A 17,682-nucleotide genomic window follows, 5' to 3' on the forward strand; every position below is an offset into this window, starting at 1 on the left:
GTGGTGCCTTTGGCGCTGCTCGTCTTGTGTTTGTGGTTGCTCGCTGCGGCGAGCGCATCGGCGCAGACGCCGAGCAAGGTGCTCGTGTTCCACGGGGGTGCGAACGCGACCAACGACGCCGGTGTCGCGGCCATCACCGCGATCGGCGACGCGAACGACTTCGACGTCGACGCGGGCAGCGACGCGACGGCGATCACTGCGGCGAACCTCGCGAACTACCGCGCGGTCGTCTTCCTCAACAGCGCGGGTGACCGCCTGAATGCGGCGCAGGAGGGTGCGCTGCAGGCCTACATCGAGGGCGGCGGCGGCTTCGTCGGTATCGGCTCCTCCGCGGAGGCCGAGACCGGCAACACGTTCTTCAACGGCCTGATCGGTGCTCGCCCCGCGGCGAACAGCCCGACGACCGCCAGTACGCAGGTCGTCGCATCCGGCGACCGTGTGCACCCCGCCACGCGCGACCTCCCGCTGGAGTGGACGCGCGAGGACATCTGGTACACGTGGACCACGCGCCCGACGGGCACGGTCCACACCGTCGCGCGCTACCGCGCGCCCGGCGCCCCGGCCGGCGACGGCACCGCCACGGGCGGCACCGACTGGCCGATCTCCTGGTGCCGTGACTTCCAGGGCGGCCGCTCGTTCTACACCGGCATGGGCCGCACCGCGGCCGCGTTCGGGCAGGAGAACCTGCGCAAGCACCTGACCGGCGCCATCGAATGGGCGGCCGGCCTCGTGCGCGGCGGCTGCAAGGCGACGATCAACTCCAACTACAAGAGCGAGCGCGTCACCAGCGGCGTCGGCGGCCTCCCGGTCTCCGGCGAGTCGCACGGTGTCGCGCCGGTCAAGAACGGCTGGGTCTTCTACATCGGCCGCGCCGACTGCCGCAGCAACGAAGAGCGCGGCAAGATGATCGGCCAGCCGTCGAGCCCGCGCATCCTCGACTTCGCCAACCGCAACGTCGGCGTCGGCTGCGGCACGATCCACCTGTGGGATCCGAAGGCCGCCACCGGCACCGTCAACAGCGGCATCACGCAGGTCGGCGTCATCCCGGTCTACGGCGATCGTGGCGGCGGAGACGAGATCAACGGCAAGATCGAGACCGGCCTGCTCGGCATCGCTCCGTCGCCGGACTTCACCACCACCGGCCATATCTATCTGCAGTACTTCCCGACCTTCAACCCGGACAACCCGGTGCTGCCGGGCCTCGCCGACGGCGACGCGCGCCGGATCACGAAGATCGGCAAGGGCCGCATCTCGCGCTTCACGGTCGACCTGACCACCAAGAAGCTCAAGATGGACTCCGAGGTCAAGATCTTCGAGTACGACTCGCAGGTCTACTCCTGCTGCCACCGCGGTGGCGGCATGGCCTTCGACTCCAAGGGCAACCTCTACGTCACGACGGGCGACTCGAACTCCTCGCAGAGCACGAGCGGCACGTCCGGCAACCACCCCGGCATCAAGTGCCCGGTCGGGCCCGCCACCGAGGTGTCCAACAACCACTGCGGCGCCGCCAACTACTCGATCCGTGATGCGCGCCGGACGGCGGGCAACACGAACGACTACAACGGCAAGATGCTGCGGATCAACCCGATCGAGCAGCTCGCCGACGGCGCGCCGGTCACACCCGGCGTCGGGACCACGTACAGCATCCCGGGCGCGGACGCACCCAACGGCCCGAACCTGTTCAGCGGCACCGAAGAGGGCGGCGGCAAGACCAAGCCCGAGATCTACGCGATGGGTCTGCGCAACCCGTCGCGCATGGCGATCGACCCGAAGACCGACGTCCCGTACGCCGCGTGGGTCGGTCCGGACGCCACCACCCCGTCGCGGACGATGGGACCGTCGACGTACGAGAGCGCGACGCAGCTCCCGAGCGCCGGCAATTACGGCTGGCCGTACTGCATGGGCAACCAGCAGGCCTACCGTGACCGCGTCGGGACCAACGGCGCGCTGCGCACGACCAACGGCCCCGGCTTCGTGGACGGCGGCCCGGTCGCCGGCCCGACCGCCGGCCCGACGCCCGGCTGGTACGACTGCAAGAACCTCGTCAACGACTCGCCGAATAACACCGGCCTGACGACCCTGCCGCATACCACGGGCACGGGCAAGGACGCCGGCACGGCGCGCAAGCTGAACCTCTGGTACAGCCGCGGCAACCCGGGCGGCAACGGCTGCCCCGAGTTCCCCCGTCCGACCGGGGCGAACAACGCGCCGGACTACGGCGCCACCAACACGCAGCTGTGCCCGTACCTGACCGCCTCCGGCGCGACGGTGTTCTCGGGCCCGGTCTACCGCTACGACGACGCGGCGACCGACAACTCGGTCCGCTGGCCCAAGTACTGGGACGGCCGCTGGTTCCTGAACGACTTCAGCAACAGCAGCGCCAAGCACGGCCTGCTGCTCGACCCGGCGACTGACCAGGACGGCGCTCAGCCCGTGTACGCGGACTCGCTGCGCGACGGCTCTGGCTTCCAATGGGGCGCGAGCTACATGGACTCGAAGTTCGGTGCGGACGGCGCGCTCTACGTGCAGGTCTACCAGGGCTTCTTCGACACGGGCAACGACGTCGGTCTGTTCCGGCTGTCCTACACGGGCGGCCCGGACACGCCGACCGCCGACCCGCAGTGGCGCTCGACGTCCACCGCGCGTCAGGTCGCGTTCTCGCTCGGCGCCTCCGGTGGCGTCAGCTACGAGTGGGACTTCGGTGACGGCACGGCCAAGTCGACCGAGGCCAACCCGACCCACACGTACGCGCAGACCGGCACCTACACGGCGAGCCTGACCGTCACGTACGCCGACGGTGAGAAGCAGACCAAGACCTCGCTGGTCACGGTGGGCGCGGACTCCGCGGCCCCGACCACGACGGTCCAGATCAACGGCCAGACCCCGGCGGCGAGCTACACGGCGCCCGTTGAGGTCACCGTGCGCGCGACCGACGGCACCGGCGCCACCGGCGTCGAGTGGATCGAGCATCGCGTCGACGGCGGCGCGTGGACCCGTGCCACCAACACGGGCAACGCCGAGCCGTTCGAGGCGAAGTTCACGGTGCGCGGCCAGGGCTCGCACACGGTCGAGTACCGTGCCCGCGACCGCGCCGGCAACCAGACCGATCCGGTCGGCTCGGTCACGTTCACGATCAACCTCAACACGGGCGGCACCTCCTGCCTCCCGCAGTCGGATGAGTTCAGCGGTTCGGCGCTCGACGCCAAGTGGACCGTGCTGCGCTCCGCGGGCGGCGGCCCCACGGTGTCCAACGGGCACGTGAACCTCCCGATCCTGCAGGGCGACTTCATCGCCAACGACGCGCTCGCCTCCAATACCGTCCTCACGGACGCGCCGAACGGCGAGTGGACGGCGACGGCCAAGCTCGAGACCAGCGGCCTCAACGCCAACGGTGAGCAGGCCGGCATCGTGCTGTGGAAGTCCGAGCAGCCGAACACGTTCGCCAAGCTCGTCGCGATCCAGTCGAGCAACGGCACGCACCAGTTCGAGTTCATCGTCACCCAGAACGGTGCGGTCAACCCGCCGATCGGCTCGAGCATCACGCCCGCTCCGGGCGGCCAGCTGCCGGCGTACGTGCTCCTGCGTGCCCGCAACAACGGCACGAACATCATCGGTGAGTTCTCCACCGACGACGGCGCGAGCTGGACCCGCGTCGGCACGGCGACCCACGCCGCGCCGATCACGGGTGCGCTGAAGGTCGGCCCGGTCGCGTTCCGCGGCTCCAACGGCGGCGGCACCGCGTCGTTCGACTACCTGCGCGTCCACAGCGGCTCGGCCGAGGACACACCGGTCAACTGCACCGCCGGCTGCTCCCCGCAGTCGGATCAGTTCACCGGCTCGGAGCTCCACCCCAAGTGGGAGATCCTGAACCCGTCCTCCGGGAACGCCCCGAGCGTCTCCGGCGGCCACCTGACGCTGCCGGTCATCCAGGGCGACCTGTACGGCGGCACGGCCACGGCCCAGGTGCTCTATCAGGACGCTCCGACGGGCTCGTGGGTCGCCACGGCGAAGATCGCCCACGAGAACATCAACCGCAACGGCGAAGCGGCCGGTCTGGCGCTGATCAACAGCACCAACCCGAACCACTTCCTCAAGACGGCTCTGCAGTACAAGAGCGACGTCGATCCGGAGACGGCGGGCGACCAGCCCGGCAAGTGGGCGGAGCGCGTCCTGACGGCCAACGGCGAGGCGGTCACCCTGCCGCCGGCGACGGTGCCGTGGCCGAACTCGGGTGGGCTCTCGACCGCCGGCGACTACGTCTGGGTGCGGTTCGTGCATGACGCCACGGCGGGCACGATCACGACCTGGACGTCGACCGAGGGCTCGACGTTCACCTCGTTCGGCGCGCCGATCAGCGTCTCGCAGTACCTGAGCCAGCCGGGCGGCCTCAAGCTCGGCCTGTTCGCCAAGCACGACGGTGGCGAGAACGACACGGTCCAGCTCGACGCGTTCAACGTCGTGCCCGGGACCGCCGACCCGCAGACCGCGGGCGACAACTGCGGTGGGGTCACCGCCTGCGTCCAGAACGACGAGTTCGACGGCGCGGCGCTCGATCCCAAGTGGGAGATCCGCAACTCGACGCCGGCCAACGTGGCCGTCGCCGGTGGCAAGCTCTCGCTGACGACCGCGCAGGGTGACGTCTCGGGCGCCAACTTCACGGCCCGCAACATCGCCCTGCAGGACGTGCCGACGGGCCCGTGGTCGGTGACCACGAAGCTCGACCACACGGCGATCAACCAGAACGGCGTTGCCGGCGGCCTCGTGATCTACGGCTCCGACAACCCGAACTACTTCGCCAAGATCGGCGTCCAGTACAAGACCAACGACCTCGGCGGGAACCCGATGAACGGGATCTGGGCCGAGCGCGTGCTGACCTCCAACGGGTCGATCAACGCCGGCTACGGCGGCAACTACCCGAACACCGGGAAGCTGACCCCGCAGACGGCCGACCTGTGGCTGCGAGCCACGTACGACGGCACGAACCTCGTGACCGAGTACTCCTACGACGGCACGACGTTCGCCTCCATCGCCCAGGCGGTGCCGGTCAACGCGTCGACGTTCGGCGCCGGCGGCATCACCAAGGTCGGCCTGTTCGTCAAGCACGACGGTGGCAACACCGCGCGGCCGATCAGCTTCGACTCGTTCAAGGTCGCGGCCGACAGCTGCGGTGGCGGCGGCGACTCCTCGCCGGCGCGCACGACGCACACGCTCAACCCGGCCTCGCCGGACGGGACGAACGGCTACTACAAGTCGAACGTCACGGTCACGCTCAACGCCACGGACAACCAGGGCGGCACGGGCGTCGACTACATCGAGTACCGCAACCAGGGCACGACCGCCTGGACGCGTTACAGCGATCCGATCGTCGTCGAGACGGCCGGTCGCAGCACGATCGAGTACCGCTCGGTCGACAAGGCGGGCAACACCGAGGCCACGCGCACGGTGACCTTCCAGATCGACAAGGCGGCGCCGACGACCACCGCGAAGCTCAACGGTGAGGCGCCGAAGGCCAACTACGACGGCCCGGTCCAGGTGGATCTCGACGCCACCGACGGCACCGGCTCCGGTGTCGCCAAGACCGAGGTCCGCGTCGACGGCGGCGAGTGGAAGCCGTACGAGGAGACGGAGACGATCCTCAACTCGGCGGCCGACCTCGCCAAGTGGGCGCAGGCTGGGGCCGGCGGCCTCAACTGGGTCGACGACCCGAACGGCGGCTACGCCCGCACGTTCGGCAACTTCGGCATGCCGTGGTACCCCGTCAAGGACTACGGCGACTTCTCGCTGAAGATGCAGTGGCGTGACTCCAGCACCGGCACCAGCGGCAACGGCGGCGTCTTCGTGCGCTTCCCGAACCCCACCGAGGCGGTCACGCGTCCGGCCGGCCAGCGTCACGCTTGCCAGGTCGGCTCGGCGCAGAGCGATCCGGCCTGGGTCGCGATCTACTGCGGCCACGAGATCCAGATCAACGACAACCAGCCGTCGGAGCCCCAGAAGACGGGGTCCGTGTACAACTTCCAGCCGCTGAACACCACGCAGGCCAAGGTGCAGCCGCGCGGGACGTGGGTCGACTACGAGATTCGCGTCGTCGGCCAGACGTACACGATCATCCGCAACGGCGAGGTCCTGCAGACCTTCGAGAACACGCGGGACAAGCCGTCCTCGCGACAGGGTGACCCGTCGACGACGGATCGCCAGTTCGCGCGCGGCTACATCGGTCTGCAGAACCACGGCACGAGCGACGTGATCGACTACCGCAACATCCGCGTCGAGCCGCTCGGCCAGGATGTCGCCAAGGGTCCGATCACCGTCTCGGGCGACGGCGCCCACAAGGTCGAGTTCCGCTCGACCGACAACGCGGGCAACGTGGAGACCACCAAGTCGGTCGACTTCACGATCGGCGACGAGCCGTCCGGTGACGACACGGCGCCGAACACCACGGCGGCGCTCAACCCGGCCCAGCCGGGTCCGGGTGGCACGTACACCGGTCCGGTGGGCGTGACGCTGTCGGCGACCGATCCGGCCGAGACCGGCACGGGCGGCGGTCCGGCGGCCACGCACACCGTCAAGGCGATGCCGGCCGTGTTCGACCCTGCCGCCGTGTCGGCCAAGGTCGGCGACACGGTCCGGTTCACCTGGAACGAGGGCGGCACCACGCACGATCTGTGGAAGCTCAACCCGGGTGACGCGCCCAACGCGGACGGCACGTCGTTGCTGCCGCCGCCGGGCTACGCCTTCCCGACCACCCCGCCGACCGATGTGGTCGTCGATCAGGTGGGGACCTACACGTTCGTGTGCAAGGTCCACGGCCACCGCGAGGAAGGCGAGTGGAAGGGCATGGTGACCAAGGTCACCGTCAGCGAGAACAGCTCGTCGGTGCCGGGCTCGGGCGTCGACTACACCGAGTACCGCGTCAACAACGGTGCGTGGGTCAAGAACACCAACACCGGTACGGCGTCGCCGTTCGTGACCACGTTCCAGGCGCAGGCCGAGGGCGCGTACTCGATCGAGTACCGCTCGGCGGACAAGGCCGGCAACGTGGAAGCGACCAAGACGGTGGCCTTCACGATCGATGAGCCGTCCGGTGGCGACTCGGTCGACGAGGACGTCGACGTGATCGGCACGGTGCCGCGTGTGCTCGGGATCACGATCGAGGGCGCGCTGAACTTCGGCGCGATCACGCCGGGTCTCGACCAGGTCTACACGGCCGGGGCGACGGTCAAGGCGACGTCGAGCGTCCGCTCGTCGAAGCTCACGATCTCCGATCCCACGAGCACGGCCAAGGGCCACCTGGTCAACGGCTCCTCGGTCATGCCGCAGGCGCTGCAGGTGCAGGACAACGCCGGGGCGTTCGTGCCGCTGACCAGCACGGTCGAGCTCGACGCCTGGGGGCACCCGCTCGCGAACGAGTCGGTGCCGCTCAACCTCAAGCAGCCGGTCTCCGCCGGTGACCGCCTGCTCGAGGGCAACTACACCAAGCGCGTGACGCTGACTCTGTCGGCCACCACGCCGTAGCAAGCGACCCGCCCCGCTCCCGCGATTTCTCGTGGGAGCGGGGCCTTTGCTTCGCTATACTGCGCCGCCGGTTATGCCCAAGATGAAGTCGCACTCCGGCGCCAAGAAGCGCTTCAAGGTGACCGGCACCGGCAAGGTGCTGGCCCGTCACTCCTTCTCGAGCCACATCCTCGAGAAGAAGTCACCCAAGCGCAAGCGGCACATGGCTCTTGCGATCGTCCTCGTCAAGGGTGACGCGTCCCGTGCCAAGACGATGCTGAACGGGAACGGCCGATGACCCGCGTCAAGCGTTCAGTCCACGCCAAGAAGAAGCGCCGTGCGGTCCTCGAGCGCACGAAGGGCTTCCGCGGCGAGGCGAACTCGAACTACAAGCGCGCCAAGGAAGCGATGTTCAAGGCGGACGCGTACGCGTACCGCGATCGTCGCAACCGCAAGCGTGACTTCCGCCGTCTCTGGATCACCCGCATCAACGCCGCCGCGCGTGCCGAGGGCATGACGTACGCGACGTTCATCCACGGCCTGCAGGCCGCCGGCGTCGAGCTGGACCGCAAGGTCCTGGCCGACATCGCCGTGCGCGATCCCGAGACCTTCCGCCGATTCGTCGAGCGCGCCCGCGAGGCCTCGGCGGCCTAGGCAACCTCGAAACCGCCGAGCCTTCAATAGGGCGCCCCTCCGAGTCGGAGCGGCGCCCTTTTTTTTGGCCACCGGGGGCTGCCGCCCCCCGAGACCCCCGCTTTCAGTGACCGAAGAGATCAAGAGCCCCCACAACGAAGCCCTGAAGGAGATTCGCAAGCTCGCCGGCAAGAAGTGGCGGGACAAGCTGGGCTCCTTCGTCGCCGAGGGCGAGGACCTGCTGGAGGCCGCCGAGGCGGCGGGCTGGCACGCGAGCGCGCGCTACGTCACCTCCGGCTCCGGCCTGGAGGGGATCCCGGTCGCTTCCCACGTGATGCCGAGCGTCTCGCAGCTGGGCTCGTCCACGCGGGCGATCGGCGTCTATCCGATCCGCTGGGCGCAGCCCGTCGGGCCGCTGTGCGTCGCGCTGTGGGGCGTGGGGGACCCGGGCAACGTCGGGACGGTCATCCGGTCCGCGCTGGCGTTCGGCGCGAGCTCGGTCGCGCTCGGCCCGGGCAGCGCCGATCCCTGGTCCCCCAAGGCCGTGCGCGCCTCGATGGGCGCGATCTTCTCCGTGCCCGTCGCGAAGGTGCGCAACGCCGCCGAGCTGCCCGGCCGCAAGATCGCGCTGGCCGCGCGCTCCGGTGAGCCGCTGCGGGCGGTCGCCAAGCCGAAATCGGCACGCGCCGGCGAAGCCGGCCGCGCCGATGTGGCGCCCGTCACGATCGTCGTCGGTGCCGAGCGCGAAGGCCTCTCCGACGACTTCATCGCGGGGTGTGACGAGGTCGCCCACATCCCGATCGCGCACGCCGACTCATTGAACGCCGCCATGGCCGCAACTGTCGCTGTCTACGAGCTAACTAGGATCACGCCCTCATGAGCACAGCCACCGCCGACCGGATCGCCGCGTTGCGCGCCGAGGGCGAGGCCGCGGTCGCCGCCGCCGCTTCGACCGCGGACCTGGAAGAGATCCGCGTCCGCTTCCTCGGCCGTAAAGCTGAGCTGCCGAACCTGCTGCGAGACGTCGGCAAGCTCCCGCCGGAGGAGCGAGGGCCCGTGGGGAAGGGCGCCAACCAGGCGCGCCAGGCGCTGCAGGCCGCGGTGGACGCGCGCCAGGCCGAGCTCGAGGCGGTCGAGCTCGAGCAGCGGCTCGCCGCCGACGTGGTCGACGTCACGCTGCCGGGCACGCCCGTCACGCCCGCGGGACACCTGCACATCCTCACCGCGACCCGGCGGGAGATCGAGGACGTGTTCGTCGGGCTCGGCTTCTCCGTGGTCGAAGGGCCGGAGATCGACCTCGCCTACTACAACTTCGACGCGCTCAACCACGACCCGAGCCACCCGGCGCGGTCGCTGGCAGACACGTTCTACGTCGCGGACGACGTCGTCCTGCGTACGCAGACCTCGCCGATGCAGGTCCGCCAGATGGAGCTGCAGCCGCCGCCGCTGTACATCATCGTCCCGGGCCGCGTCTACCGGCCCGACAACGATGCGACGCACACGCCGCAGTTCCACCAGGTCGAGGGCCTGGCGGTGGACGAAAACCTGACGCTCGGCGACCTGCAGGGCACGCTGCTCGCGTTCGCCCGCGCGATCTTCGGCGACGACCGCGAGGTCCGCCTGCGCCCGCACTTCTTCCCGTTCACCGAGCCGTCGGTCGAGCTCGACGTGTCCTGCTTCAACTGCAAGCAGGGCTTTCTCAAGGACGGCTCGCGCTGCCCGCTGTGCAAGGGCACGAGCTGGATCGAGATCCTCGGCGCCGGCATGGTGGACCCGAACCTCTACGGCTACGTCGCCGAGTCCGGCTACGACCCCGAGCGCCACCAGGGCTTCGCCTGGGGCATGGGCATCGAGCGGATCGCCTTCCTCAAGCACGGCGTGCCGGACCTGCGCATGTTCTTCGAGAACGACCTTCGACTGCTGGAGCAATTCGGATGAGGCTGCCGCTGTTCTGGTTGACGGACTACGTCGACCCGGGGATGGACGCGTCCAAGCTGGCCGCGCGCCTCGCGATGACCGGCACCGAGGTAGACCGCGTGCACACGCACGGCGTGTCCGCGCTGGAGAACTTCGTGGTCGGGCGTGTGCTCGAGCGCGAGCAGCACCCGGACGCCGATCGCCTGAGCGTCTGCCAGGTGGCGATCGGCGAGGGTGACGTGTCGACGATCGTGTGCGGCGCGCCGAACGTCGCCGCGGGCCAGACGGTCGGGGTCGCGCTGCCGGGCTCGGTCATGCCCGACGGCACGCGCCTGAAGAAGGCCAAGCTCCGCGGCGTGCCGTCCAACGGCATGATCCTGGCCGAGGACGAGGTCGGCATCGGCTCCGACCACGCCGGGATCATGGTGCTCGACGACGACCTGGTCCCGGGCACGCCGCTCGCGCAGGTGCTGCCGATCTCCACCGACGTGCTCGAGCTCGAGATCACGCCCAACCGCCCGGACTGCCTGAGCGTGTACGGCGTCGCACGCGAGGTGCACGCCGCGACCGGCGCGCCGCTCAATCCGCCGCCGTGGATGGAGGACCCGGGCACGCCCGGGCCGGTCGAGGGCGTGACGGTCGAGGTCCAGGACGCGGAGTTCTGCCCGCGCTTCACTGCGCGGCTGTTCGAGGACGTCAAGATCGGCCCGTCGCCACGCTGGCTGAAGGCGCGCCTGATGGCCGCGGGTCAGCGCCCGATCAACAACGTGGTGGACATCACGAACTACGTGATGCTGCTGACGGGCCAGCCGCTGCACGCGTTCAACTTCGACCTCGTCGCGGGCGGCAAGCTCGTCGTCCGCCGGGCCGGCCAGGGCGAGCAGATGACGACGCTCGACGACCAGGTCCGCACGCTGGACTCCTCCATGCACCTGATCGACGACGGCGAGGGACCGACGTCGATCGCCGGGATCATGGGCGGCCAGCGCTCCGAGGTGCGCGAAGACACGACCCGCGTGCTGATGGAGGCCGCGAACTGGCACGGGCCGACGCTGCAGCGCACGTCCCAGAAGCTCGGCCTGCGCACGGAGGCGTCCGGCCGGTTCGAGAAGGGCCTGCCGCCCGAGCAGTCGATGTGGGGCACGATCGTCGCGACCCAGCTCATGCTCGAGCTCACGGGCGCGCGGCTGGCGCCGGGCACGATCGACGTCGGCGGCGAAGGGCCGGCGCCGAAGACGATCCGGCTGCGCGAGGAGAAGGTCACGCGCCTGCTGGGCACGGCCGTGCCGATCCGCGAGCAGGCCGACATCCTCGAGGCGCTCGAGTTCGACGTCCACGACGCCGGCGACGGGCTCGATGTGACCGTCCCGGCGTTCCGCCGCAACGACGTCACGCGCGAGGTCGACCTGATCGAGGAGGTCGCGCGCATCTGGGGGCTGGAGAAGCTCCCGGCGACGATTCCCGGTCACGGCATGAGCGCGCGGCTCACCCCCGAGCAACGCCTGCGCCGGCGCGCGGGCGACGCGCTCGTGGGCGCGGGCTTCAGCGAGGCGATCGGCTGGAGCTTCCAGGCGCCGGAGATGGCGCGGCGCCTGCGGATCGACGACTCGGCGGTCAAGCTGCGCAACCCGCTGTCCGAGGACCTCGCGGTGATGCGCACGACGCTGCTGGGCTCGCTGCTCACCAGCGTCCGCCACAACACCGCGCGCGGCGCCGAGGACGTGCGGCTGTTCGAGAAGGGCTCGGTCTACTTCGACCGTCCGCACCGCCGCGAGCCCACGGCGGCGGAGGCGCGCTCGACGCCGCTCCCCGACGAGCGGATGCACCTCGCCGCGCTGATGACCGGCCGCATCCGGCCGGCTTCGTGGGGTGACGGGAACCCGCCCACCGCGGACTTCTTCGCCGCCAAGGGCGTGCTGGAGACGGTGCTGGGCGCGCTGCGCGTGGACTTCACCGTCGTGCGCGGCGCCGACCCGTTCCTGCATCCGGGCCGCGCGGCGCGCGTGCTGGTCGGCGGCGAGGACGCGGGTTGGCTGGGCGAGATCCACCCGGGCGTGGCGGCCGAGTTCGGCCTCGCGCGCGTCGCGGGCTTCGAGTTGGACTTCGGCGCCGTGCTGCCGCACGCGGTCGTCGCGCCGCACTACGAGGACCTCACGTCGTTCCCGGCGATCCGTCAGGACCTCGCGTTCTGGGTCCCGGCCGACCGCACGGCGTCCGAGCTGGTCGAGGTGGTGCGCGGCGCGGGCGGCAAGCTGCTCAAGGACGTGCGCGTGTTCGACGTGTACGCGCGCGAGGGGCAGACGTCGCTCGCGGTGCGACTGGAGTTCCGCGCGGGCGACCGCACGCTCACGGACGACGAGATCTCGCCCCAGCGCGAGAAGATCGTAAAGGCGGTGGCGGAAAAGCTCGAGGGTGAGCTCCGTGGCTAAGGTCGCCGTCCTGGGCGCCGTCGGCTACGCCGGCGCGATCGCCGCGCAGATCCTCTACCGCCATCCGTTCTTCGAGCTGTCCGCGGTCACCGCGCGGGCGGAGGCGGGGCAGCGGCTGGACGACGTGCACCCGAAGACGCGGGTGCCGCTCGAGCTGGAGACGTTCGACGGACAGACGGCGGACGCGGCCATCGTCGCCTACCCGCACGGGGCGGCCGCGCCGGTGGTCGCGCAATTGCGCGAGCGCGGCGTGCGGGTCGTGGACCTGAGCGCCGACTTCCGGCTGCGCGACCGGACCACCTACGACGACTGGTACGGCGAGCACAAGGCGCCGGAGATCTTCGGGCAGGGGGTCTACGGGCTGCCGGAGCTCAACCGTGCGCAGATCGCCGGGGCCGACCTGGTGGCCAACCCCGGCTGTTACCCCACGGCAGCGCTGCTCGGGCTCGCGCCGCTCGCGAAGGCGGGGCTGATCGGCGACGTGGTCATCGACGGCAAGTCGGGCGTGAGCGGCGCGGGGCGCGGCGCGACCCCGGCGACCCACTTCATCGCCGCCGACGAGAACGTCGCGCCGTACAAGATCACCGGGCACCGGCACACGCCGGAGATCGAGCAGGAGCTGTCCGCGCTCGGCAACGACGTGACGGTGACGTTCACGCCGTACCTGCTGCCGCTCGCGCAGGGCGAGCTCGTCACCTCCTACGTGACGCCCACGCGCGACGTGGACGGCGAGGAGCTGCTCACGCTGTTCGACGAGCTGTACGGCAACGAGCCGTTCATCGAGCTGCGCGAGGGCCCGGTGGGCGTGATCGACGTGCGCGACACCAACTACTGCCGGATCTCGTGGCATCACGACCCGCGCACGGGCCGCGTGATCGTGTTCGCCGCGATCGACAACCTGTGGAAGGGCGCCGCCTCGCAGGCCGTGCAGAACCTCAACCTGATGTTCGGGCGGCCGGAGACGGAGGGTCTCAGATGAGCAGGTGGCTCGAGCTGCCGGAGCACGTGACCGAGAACCCGGGCGATCTGCCGGCGGGCTTCAAGGCCGCGGGCGTCGCGGCGGGCATCAAGCCGAGCGGCGGCATGGACGTCGGGCTGCTGGTGTGCTCGTCGCCCGAGTGCGTCTCGGCCACGCGCTTCACGCGCTCCGGCGTGCTGGCCGCGCCGGTCGTGCTGACCAAGGAGCGTGCGCGCCAGGACGCGATCCGCACCGTGATCGTCAACTCCGGCAACGCCAACGCGGCCACGGGCAACCGCGGCTTCGAGCAGGCCGCGCGCACGCAGGGCGCGGCGGCGATGGCGAGCGGGGTGCGCGAGGACCAGGTCGCGGTCGCGTCCACCGGCGTGATCGGCGTGCAGCTCGACGCCGGCGACGTCATTCGCGGCATCGCCCGCGCCCGCGGGGACCTGCGCGAGTACGGGCACGGCGACTTCTCCGAGGCGATCCAGACGACGGACAAGTTCGCCAAGGAGGTCGAGGTCGACGTCGCGCTGCCGTCGGGCACGGTGCGGTTGACCGCGCAGGCCAAGGGCGCCGGGATGATCTCCCCGAAGTTCGCGACGATGCTGTGCTTCGTGCAGACCGACGCGGCGCTCGACGCGCCGTTCGCCGACCTCCTGCTGGGGCTGTGCGTGGAGCGCTCGTTCGACCGCATCTCCGTCGACGGCCAGCTCTCCACCAACGACACGGTGATCTTCCAGGCGTCCGGCGCCTCGGGCGTGAAGGTGCAGGCCGAGAGCGAGGACGCGACCAAGTTCGGCGAGGCGCTGGACTGGGCGTTGCGCAAGCTCGCGCTGGACATCGTGCGCGACGGCGAGGGCTCCAAGCGGATCGGGCGCGTGGTGGTACGCGGCGGGTCGAACGACGTGGTCGAGCGCGCCGCGCGCGCGGTCGCCAACTCGCCGCTGGTGAAGGCCGCGCTGCACGGCGGGGACCCGAACTGGGGGCGGATCGCGCAGGCCGTCGGCGGTGCGCTGACCGACACGGCGCCGCTCGCGCTCGACATCTACATCGAGAACGTGCAGGTGTGCGCCGCGGGCAACGCGATCGGCTTCGACGTGGCGGCGCTGAGCGAGGCCGTGAGCGGGGACGAGGTCGAGTACGACGTCGTGCTGCCCGGCAGCGGCGCGGAGACCGAGGTGTTCTTCTCGGACCTCTCGCACGAGTACGTGACCATCAACGCGGACTACACGACATGAGGGATGTCGGCACCCTCCTGGAGGCGCTCCCGTACATCCGGGAGTTCCACGGCAAGACCGTCGTGATCAAGTACGGCGGCGCCGCCATGAACGACCCGGCGCTGCGCGAGGAGTTCGCGCGTGACGTCGTGATCCTCAAGTACGTCGGGCTGAACCCGATCATCGTCCACGGCGGCGGGCCCGACATCACGCGCTACATGCAGCGCCTCGACATGCCGGTCGAGTTCGTCGGCGGGCTGCGCGTGAGCGACGCCGACACGGTCGAGATCGCGAAGATGGTGCTCGTCGGCAAGGTCAACAAGGACATCGTCGCCCGCATCAACCGCCACGGGCAGCCCGCGGTGGGGCTCAGCGGGGACGACGGACAGCTGTTCCGCGTGTCGACCACGACCGGGCCGGGCGGCGAGGACATCGGCTTCGTCGGCAAGATCGACCGCGTCGACATCGGCGTGATCAACCACATCGCCGAGGACTACATCCCGGTCATCGCGTCGGTCGGCGCTGACCGGGACGGGCGCTCGCACAACGTCAACGCGGACGAGGCGGCGGGCGCGATCGCGCGCGCCATGGGCGCCTACAAGGTCATCTTCCTCACGGACGTGCCGGGCTGGCTGCGCGACCCGTCCGACCCCGACAGCGTGATCTCCGAGTGCGGGGCGGACGAGGTGGAAGCGGCGATCGAGACGATGCAGGGCGGCATGCGGCCCAAGCTGCAGGCCTGCGTGGAGGCGATCCACGGCGGCGTCACCTACGCGCACATCATCGACGGGCGGCTGCCGCACTCGCTGCTGCTCGAGCTGTTCACGGACGCCGGCATCGGGACGAAAGTGAGGCCGGCCACGTGAGCCTGGCGAACACCTACGCGCGTTACCCCGTCGAGTTCGTCGGCGGGGCCGGGATGTGGCTCACCGACGCCCAGGGCGACGCGTACCTGGACTTCCTGAGCGGGATCGCGGTCAACAACCTCGGCCACTGCCACCCGGCGGTCGTGGACGCGGTGCAGCGGCAGGCCGCGACGCTCCTGCACGTCTCGAACCTGTTCTACAACGAGCCGAACGTGACGCTGGCCGCGCGGCTGTGCGACCGCTCGTTCGGCGAGAGCGTGTTCTTCTGCAACAGCGGGGCGGAGGCCAACGAGGCCGCGATCAAGCTCGTGCGCAAGTTCCGCCCGCGCGGCGATCTGGTCGTCGCGCTCAACGGCTTCCACGGCCGCACGTACGGCGCGTTGAGCGCCACCCCGCAGGAGTCCAAGCAGGCGCCGTTCGCGCCGCTGGTGCCGGGCTTCCGTGCCGTGGATGCGACTGACGCGGCCGCCGCCGTGGACGCGGACACCGCCGCGGTGCTGATCGAGCCGATCCAGGGCGAGTCCGGCGTCAACGTGTTCGACGCCGAGCTGCTGGCCTCGATCCGTGCGGCGTGCGACGCGGTCGGCGCGGCGCTCGTGTTCGACGAGGTCCAGACCGGCATGGGCCGCACCGGCTCGCTGTGGGCCCACGAGCAGCTCGGCGTCGTGCCGGACGCGATGACGCTGGCCAAGGGCCTCGGCGGCGGGCTGCCGATCGGCGCGCTCGTGATCGGCCCGAAGCTGCAGTCGGTCTTCGCCCCGGGCGACCACGGCTCGACGTTCGCCGGCGGCCCGCTCGTCAGCGCGGCGGCGAACGTGGCGCTGGACGTGATCGACGACGAGGCCTTCCTCGCGCACGTGCGCGAGATGGGTGAGCGCTTGACGGAGGGGTTGCGCGAGCTGCCCGGCGTGGTGTCCGTGCGCGGGCGCGGGCTGATGGTCGCCGCGGAGATCGACGGGCCGGCGCCCGAGATCGCCAAGCGCGCCCTGCTCGAGCACAAGCTGATCATCAACGCGACCGGCCCGACGACGCTGCGCTTCCTCCCGCCGCTGATCACCGAGTCCGAGCACATCGACGAGGCGCTTAACCGCTTGTCCGCAGCGCTTTCCTGACTCACACCGGTTTGGCGAGGATCGCAGGGCGGTACTAGCCCCGTGCATTGCGGATCTCGGGCTTGATCGTGACGGGAACAGCGGCGATCGTGGTCGCCGCTCCGGCCTTCGCGCAGCTGCCTGACCCGACGAAGAACCTGCCGAAGGTCCCCGTGCCGACCGTGCAGGTCCCGGTGCCCACGGTGCAGGTGCCGATCCCGACCGTGCAGGTCCCGGTGCCCACCGTGCAGGTGCCGATTCCGACCGTGCAGGTCCCGATCCCGACGGTGCAGGTGCCGATCCCGACCGCGCCGCCCAGTCAGGGTGGCGGGGGGCGCAGCGGCGGCGGCACGCCCAGCGGCGGTTCCTCCGGCGGCGGGCAGTCCGGCGGCGGCGGGGGCGGCGGGACGTCCGGTGGCGGCGGCTCGGCGTCCGGCGGCGGCTCGGGCGGCGGCTCATCCTCCGCGGGCGGCTCGTCCGGCGGGGGCTCGTCGTCCGGCGGTGGCGCGAGCGGGTCGTCCGGCGGCGGCACGACGTCCGGCGGCGAGGGCTCGTCCCGCGCCGGTTCGTCCACCGGGGGCGACGACAAGCCCGCCGGCACGCGCAGCTCTTCACGCGGCGGCGCTTCCGCGTGCGGCTCGTCGTGCGACGGCGGCGGCACCTCGCGCGCACCTCGCAACGTGGCCCCGGCGGTGCCGCGCGTCGAGCTCGACAACGCCGACGACGCCCGACCCAGGACCGGTCCGGTCAAGCGCGAGCGGCGGCTGCGTGCGACGGTCGCGCGGGCCGGCGGCTGCCTCGACGACCTCTCACCCGCGCAGCGGCGCGTGCTGTCGCTGCGGGCCGGCGTGGGTCCGCAACCCGCGCGCTCGCGCACGGGCGTCGCGCGCCGGCTCGACATCAGCGTCCAGCGCGTCACGCGGCTGGAGACGACCGGGCTGCGACGCCTCCGCGCCCTGGCCGGCGGCGGCGCCTGCGGCGGCGGCGCCCCGCCCACGCTCGCGAGCGGCCCGGCCCCCCCCCGGGGCGCGGCGGCCGCCCCCCGCCCCCGCGGGCCCCTCCCCCCCCCGCCCGCCC

The 17,682-nt window shown here is 71.0% G+C and carries 11 protein-coding genes; all 11 read left to right on the top strand.

What is annotated here, in order from left to right; translation table 11 throughout:
* Window positions 1–30 precede the first annotated feature (30 nt).
* Window positions 31–7,512 carry an OmpL47-type beta-barrel domain-containing protein gene (locus tag OJ962_RS21850; protein ID WP_202952532.1) on the top strand — a complete coding sequence of 2,494 codons (7,482 nt, stop codon included), beginning with the start codon at window positions 31–33 and terminating at the stop codon, window positions 7,510–7,512.
* Window positions 7,513–7,585: 73 nt separating this feature from the next.
* Window positions 7,586–7,789: a 50S ribosomal protein L35 gene (gene rpmI, locus OJ962_RS21855; RefSeq protein ID WP_202952533.1), complete on the top strand. Its 204-nt coding sequence runs from the start codon at window positions 7,586–7,588 to the stop codon at window positions 7,787–7,789.
* Window positions 7,786–8,145: a 50S ribosomal protein L20 gene (gene rplT, locus OJ962_RS21860; RefSeq protein WP_202952534.1), complete on the top strand. Its 360-nt coding sequence runs from the start codon at window positions 7,786–7,788 to the stop codon at window positions 8,143–8,145. The genes rpmI and rplT overlap by 4 nt, the downstream gene beginning before the upstream one ends.
* Window positions 8,146–8,251: 106 nt before the next feature.
* Window positions 8,252–9,004 carry a TrmH family RNA methyltransferase gene (locus tag OJ962_RS21865; protein WP_202952535.1) on the top strand — a complete coding sequence of 251 codons (753 nt, stop codon included), beginning with the start codon at window positions 8,252–8,254 and terminating at the stop codon, window positions 9,002–9,004.
* A complete protein-coding gene (gene pheS, locus OJ962_RS21870) occupies window positions 9,001–10,062 on the top strand; it encodes a phenylalanine--tRNA ligase subunit alpha (protein ID WP_202952536.1) in 1,062 nt (353 codons plus the stop codon). Before OJ962_RS21865 ends, pheS begins: the two co-directional genes overlap by 4 nt.
* A complete protein-coding gene (gene pheT / locus OJ962_RS21875; RefSeq protein ID WP_202952537.1) occupies window positions 10,059–12,470 on the top strand; it encodes a phenylalanine--tRNA ligase subunit beta in 2,412 nt (803 codons plus the stop codon). Before pheS ends, pheT begins: the two co-directional genes overlap by 4 nt.
* On the top strand, window positions 12,463–13,449 hold the full coding sequence (gene argC, locus OJ962_RS21880) for an N-acetyl-gamma-glutamyl-phosphate reductase (RefSeq protein WP_270006600.1): 987 nt from the start codon (window positions 12,463–12,465) through the stop codon (window positions 13,447–13,449). Before pheT ends, argC begins: the two co-directional genes overlap by 8 nt.
* On the top strand, window positions 13,446–14,669 hold the full coding sequence (gene argJ / locus OJ962_RS21885; RefSeq protein ID WP_202952539.1) for a bifunctional glutamate N-acetyltransferase/amino-acid acetyltransferase ArgJ: 1,224 nt from the start codon (window positions 13,446–13,448) through the stop codon (window positions 14,667–14,669). Before argC ends, argJ begins: the two co-directional genes overlap by 4 nt.
* Complete coding sequence (gene argB / locus OJ962_RS21890; protein ID WP_202952540.1) at window positions 14,666–15,514, top strand: acetylglutamate kinase; 849 nt, start codon at window positions 14,666–14,668, stop codon at window positions 15,512–15,514. The genes argJ and argB overlap by 4 nt, the downstream gene beginning before the upstream one ends.
* Entirely contained in the window at window positions 15,511–16,626 is a 1,116-nt protein-coding gene (locus OJ962_RS21895; protein ID WP_202952541.1) for an acetylornithine/succinylornithine family transaminase, read from the top strand. The genes argB and OJ962_RS21895 overlap by 4 nt, the downstream gene beginning before the upstream one ends.
* A gap of 68 nt (window positions 16,627–16,694) precedes the next feature.
* Window positions 16,695–17,682 (top strand): sigma factor-like helix-turn-helix DNA-binding protein (locus tag OJ962_RS21900; protein WP_270006601.1); only part of this gene is annotated, 988 nt, incomplete at its 3' end.

Source organism: Solirubrobacter deserti, assembly GCF_027587175.1.
GTDB classification, from domain to species: domain Bacteria; phylum Actinomycetota; class Thermoleophilia; order Solirubrobacterales; family Solirubrobacteraceae; genus Solirubrobacter; species Solirubrobacter deserti.

What these genes read in the sequence shown, in the direction of transcription:
- rplT (WP_202952534.1), top strand. Translation starts at nt 7,786, where the DNA reads ATGACCCGCGTCAAGCGTTCAGTCCACGCCAAGAAGAAGCGCCGTGCG.
- rpmI (WP_202952533.1), top strand. Translation starts at nt 7,586, where the DNA reads ATGCCCAAGATGAAGTCGCACTCCGGCGCCAAGAAGCGCTTCAAGGTG.
- argB (WP_202952540.1), top strand. Translation starts at nt 14,666, where the DNA reads ATGAGGGATGTCGGCACCCTCCTGGAGGCGCTCCCGTACATCCGGGAG.
- argJ (WP_202952539.1), top strand. Translation starts at nt 13,446, where the DNA reads ATGAGCAGGTGGCTCGAGCTGCCGGAGCACGTGACCGAGAACCCGGGC.
- pheS (WP_202952536.1), top strand. Translation starts at nt 9,001, where the DNA reads ATGAGCACAGCCACCGCCGACCGGATCGCCGCGTTGCGCGCCGAGGGC.
- pheT (WP_202952537.1), top strand. Translation starts at nt 10,059, where the DNA reads ATGAGGCTGCCGCTGTTCTGGTTGACGGACTACGTCGACCCGGGGATG.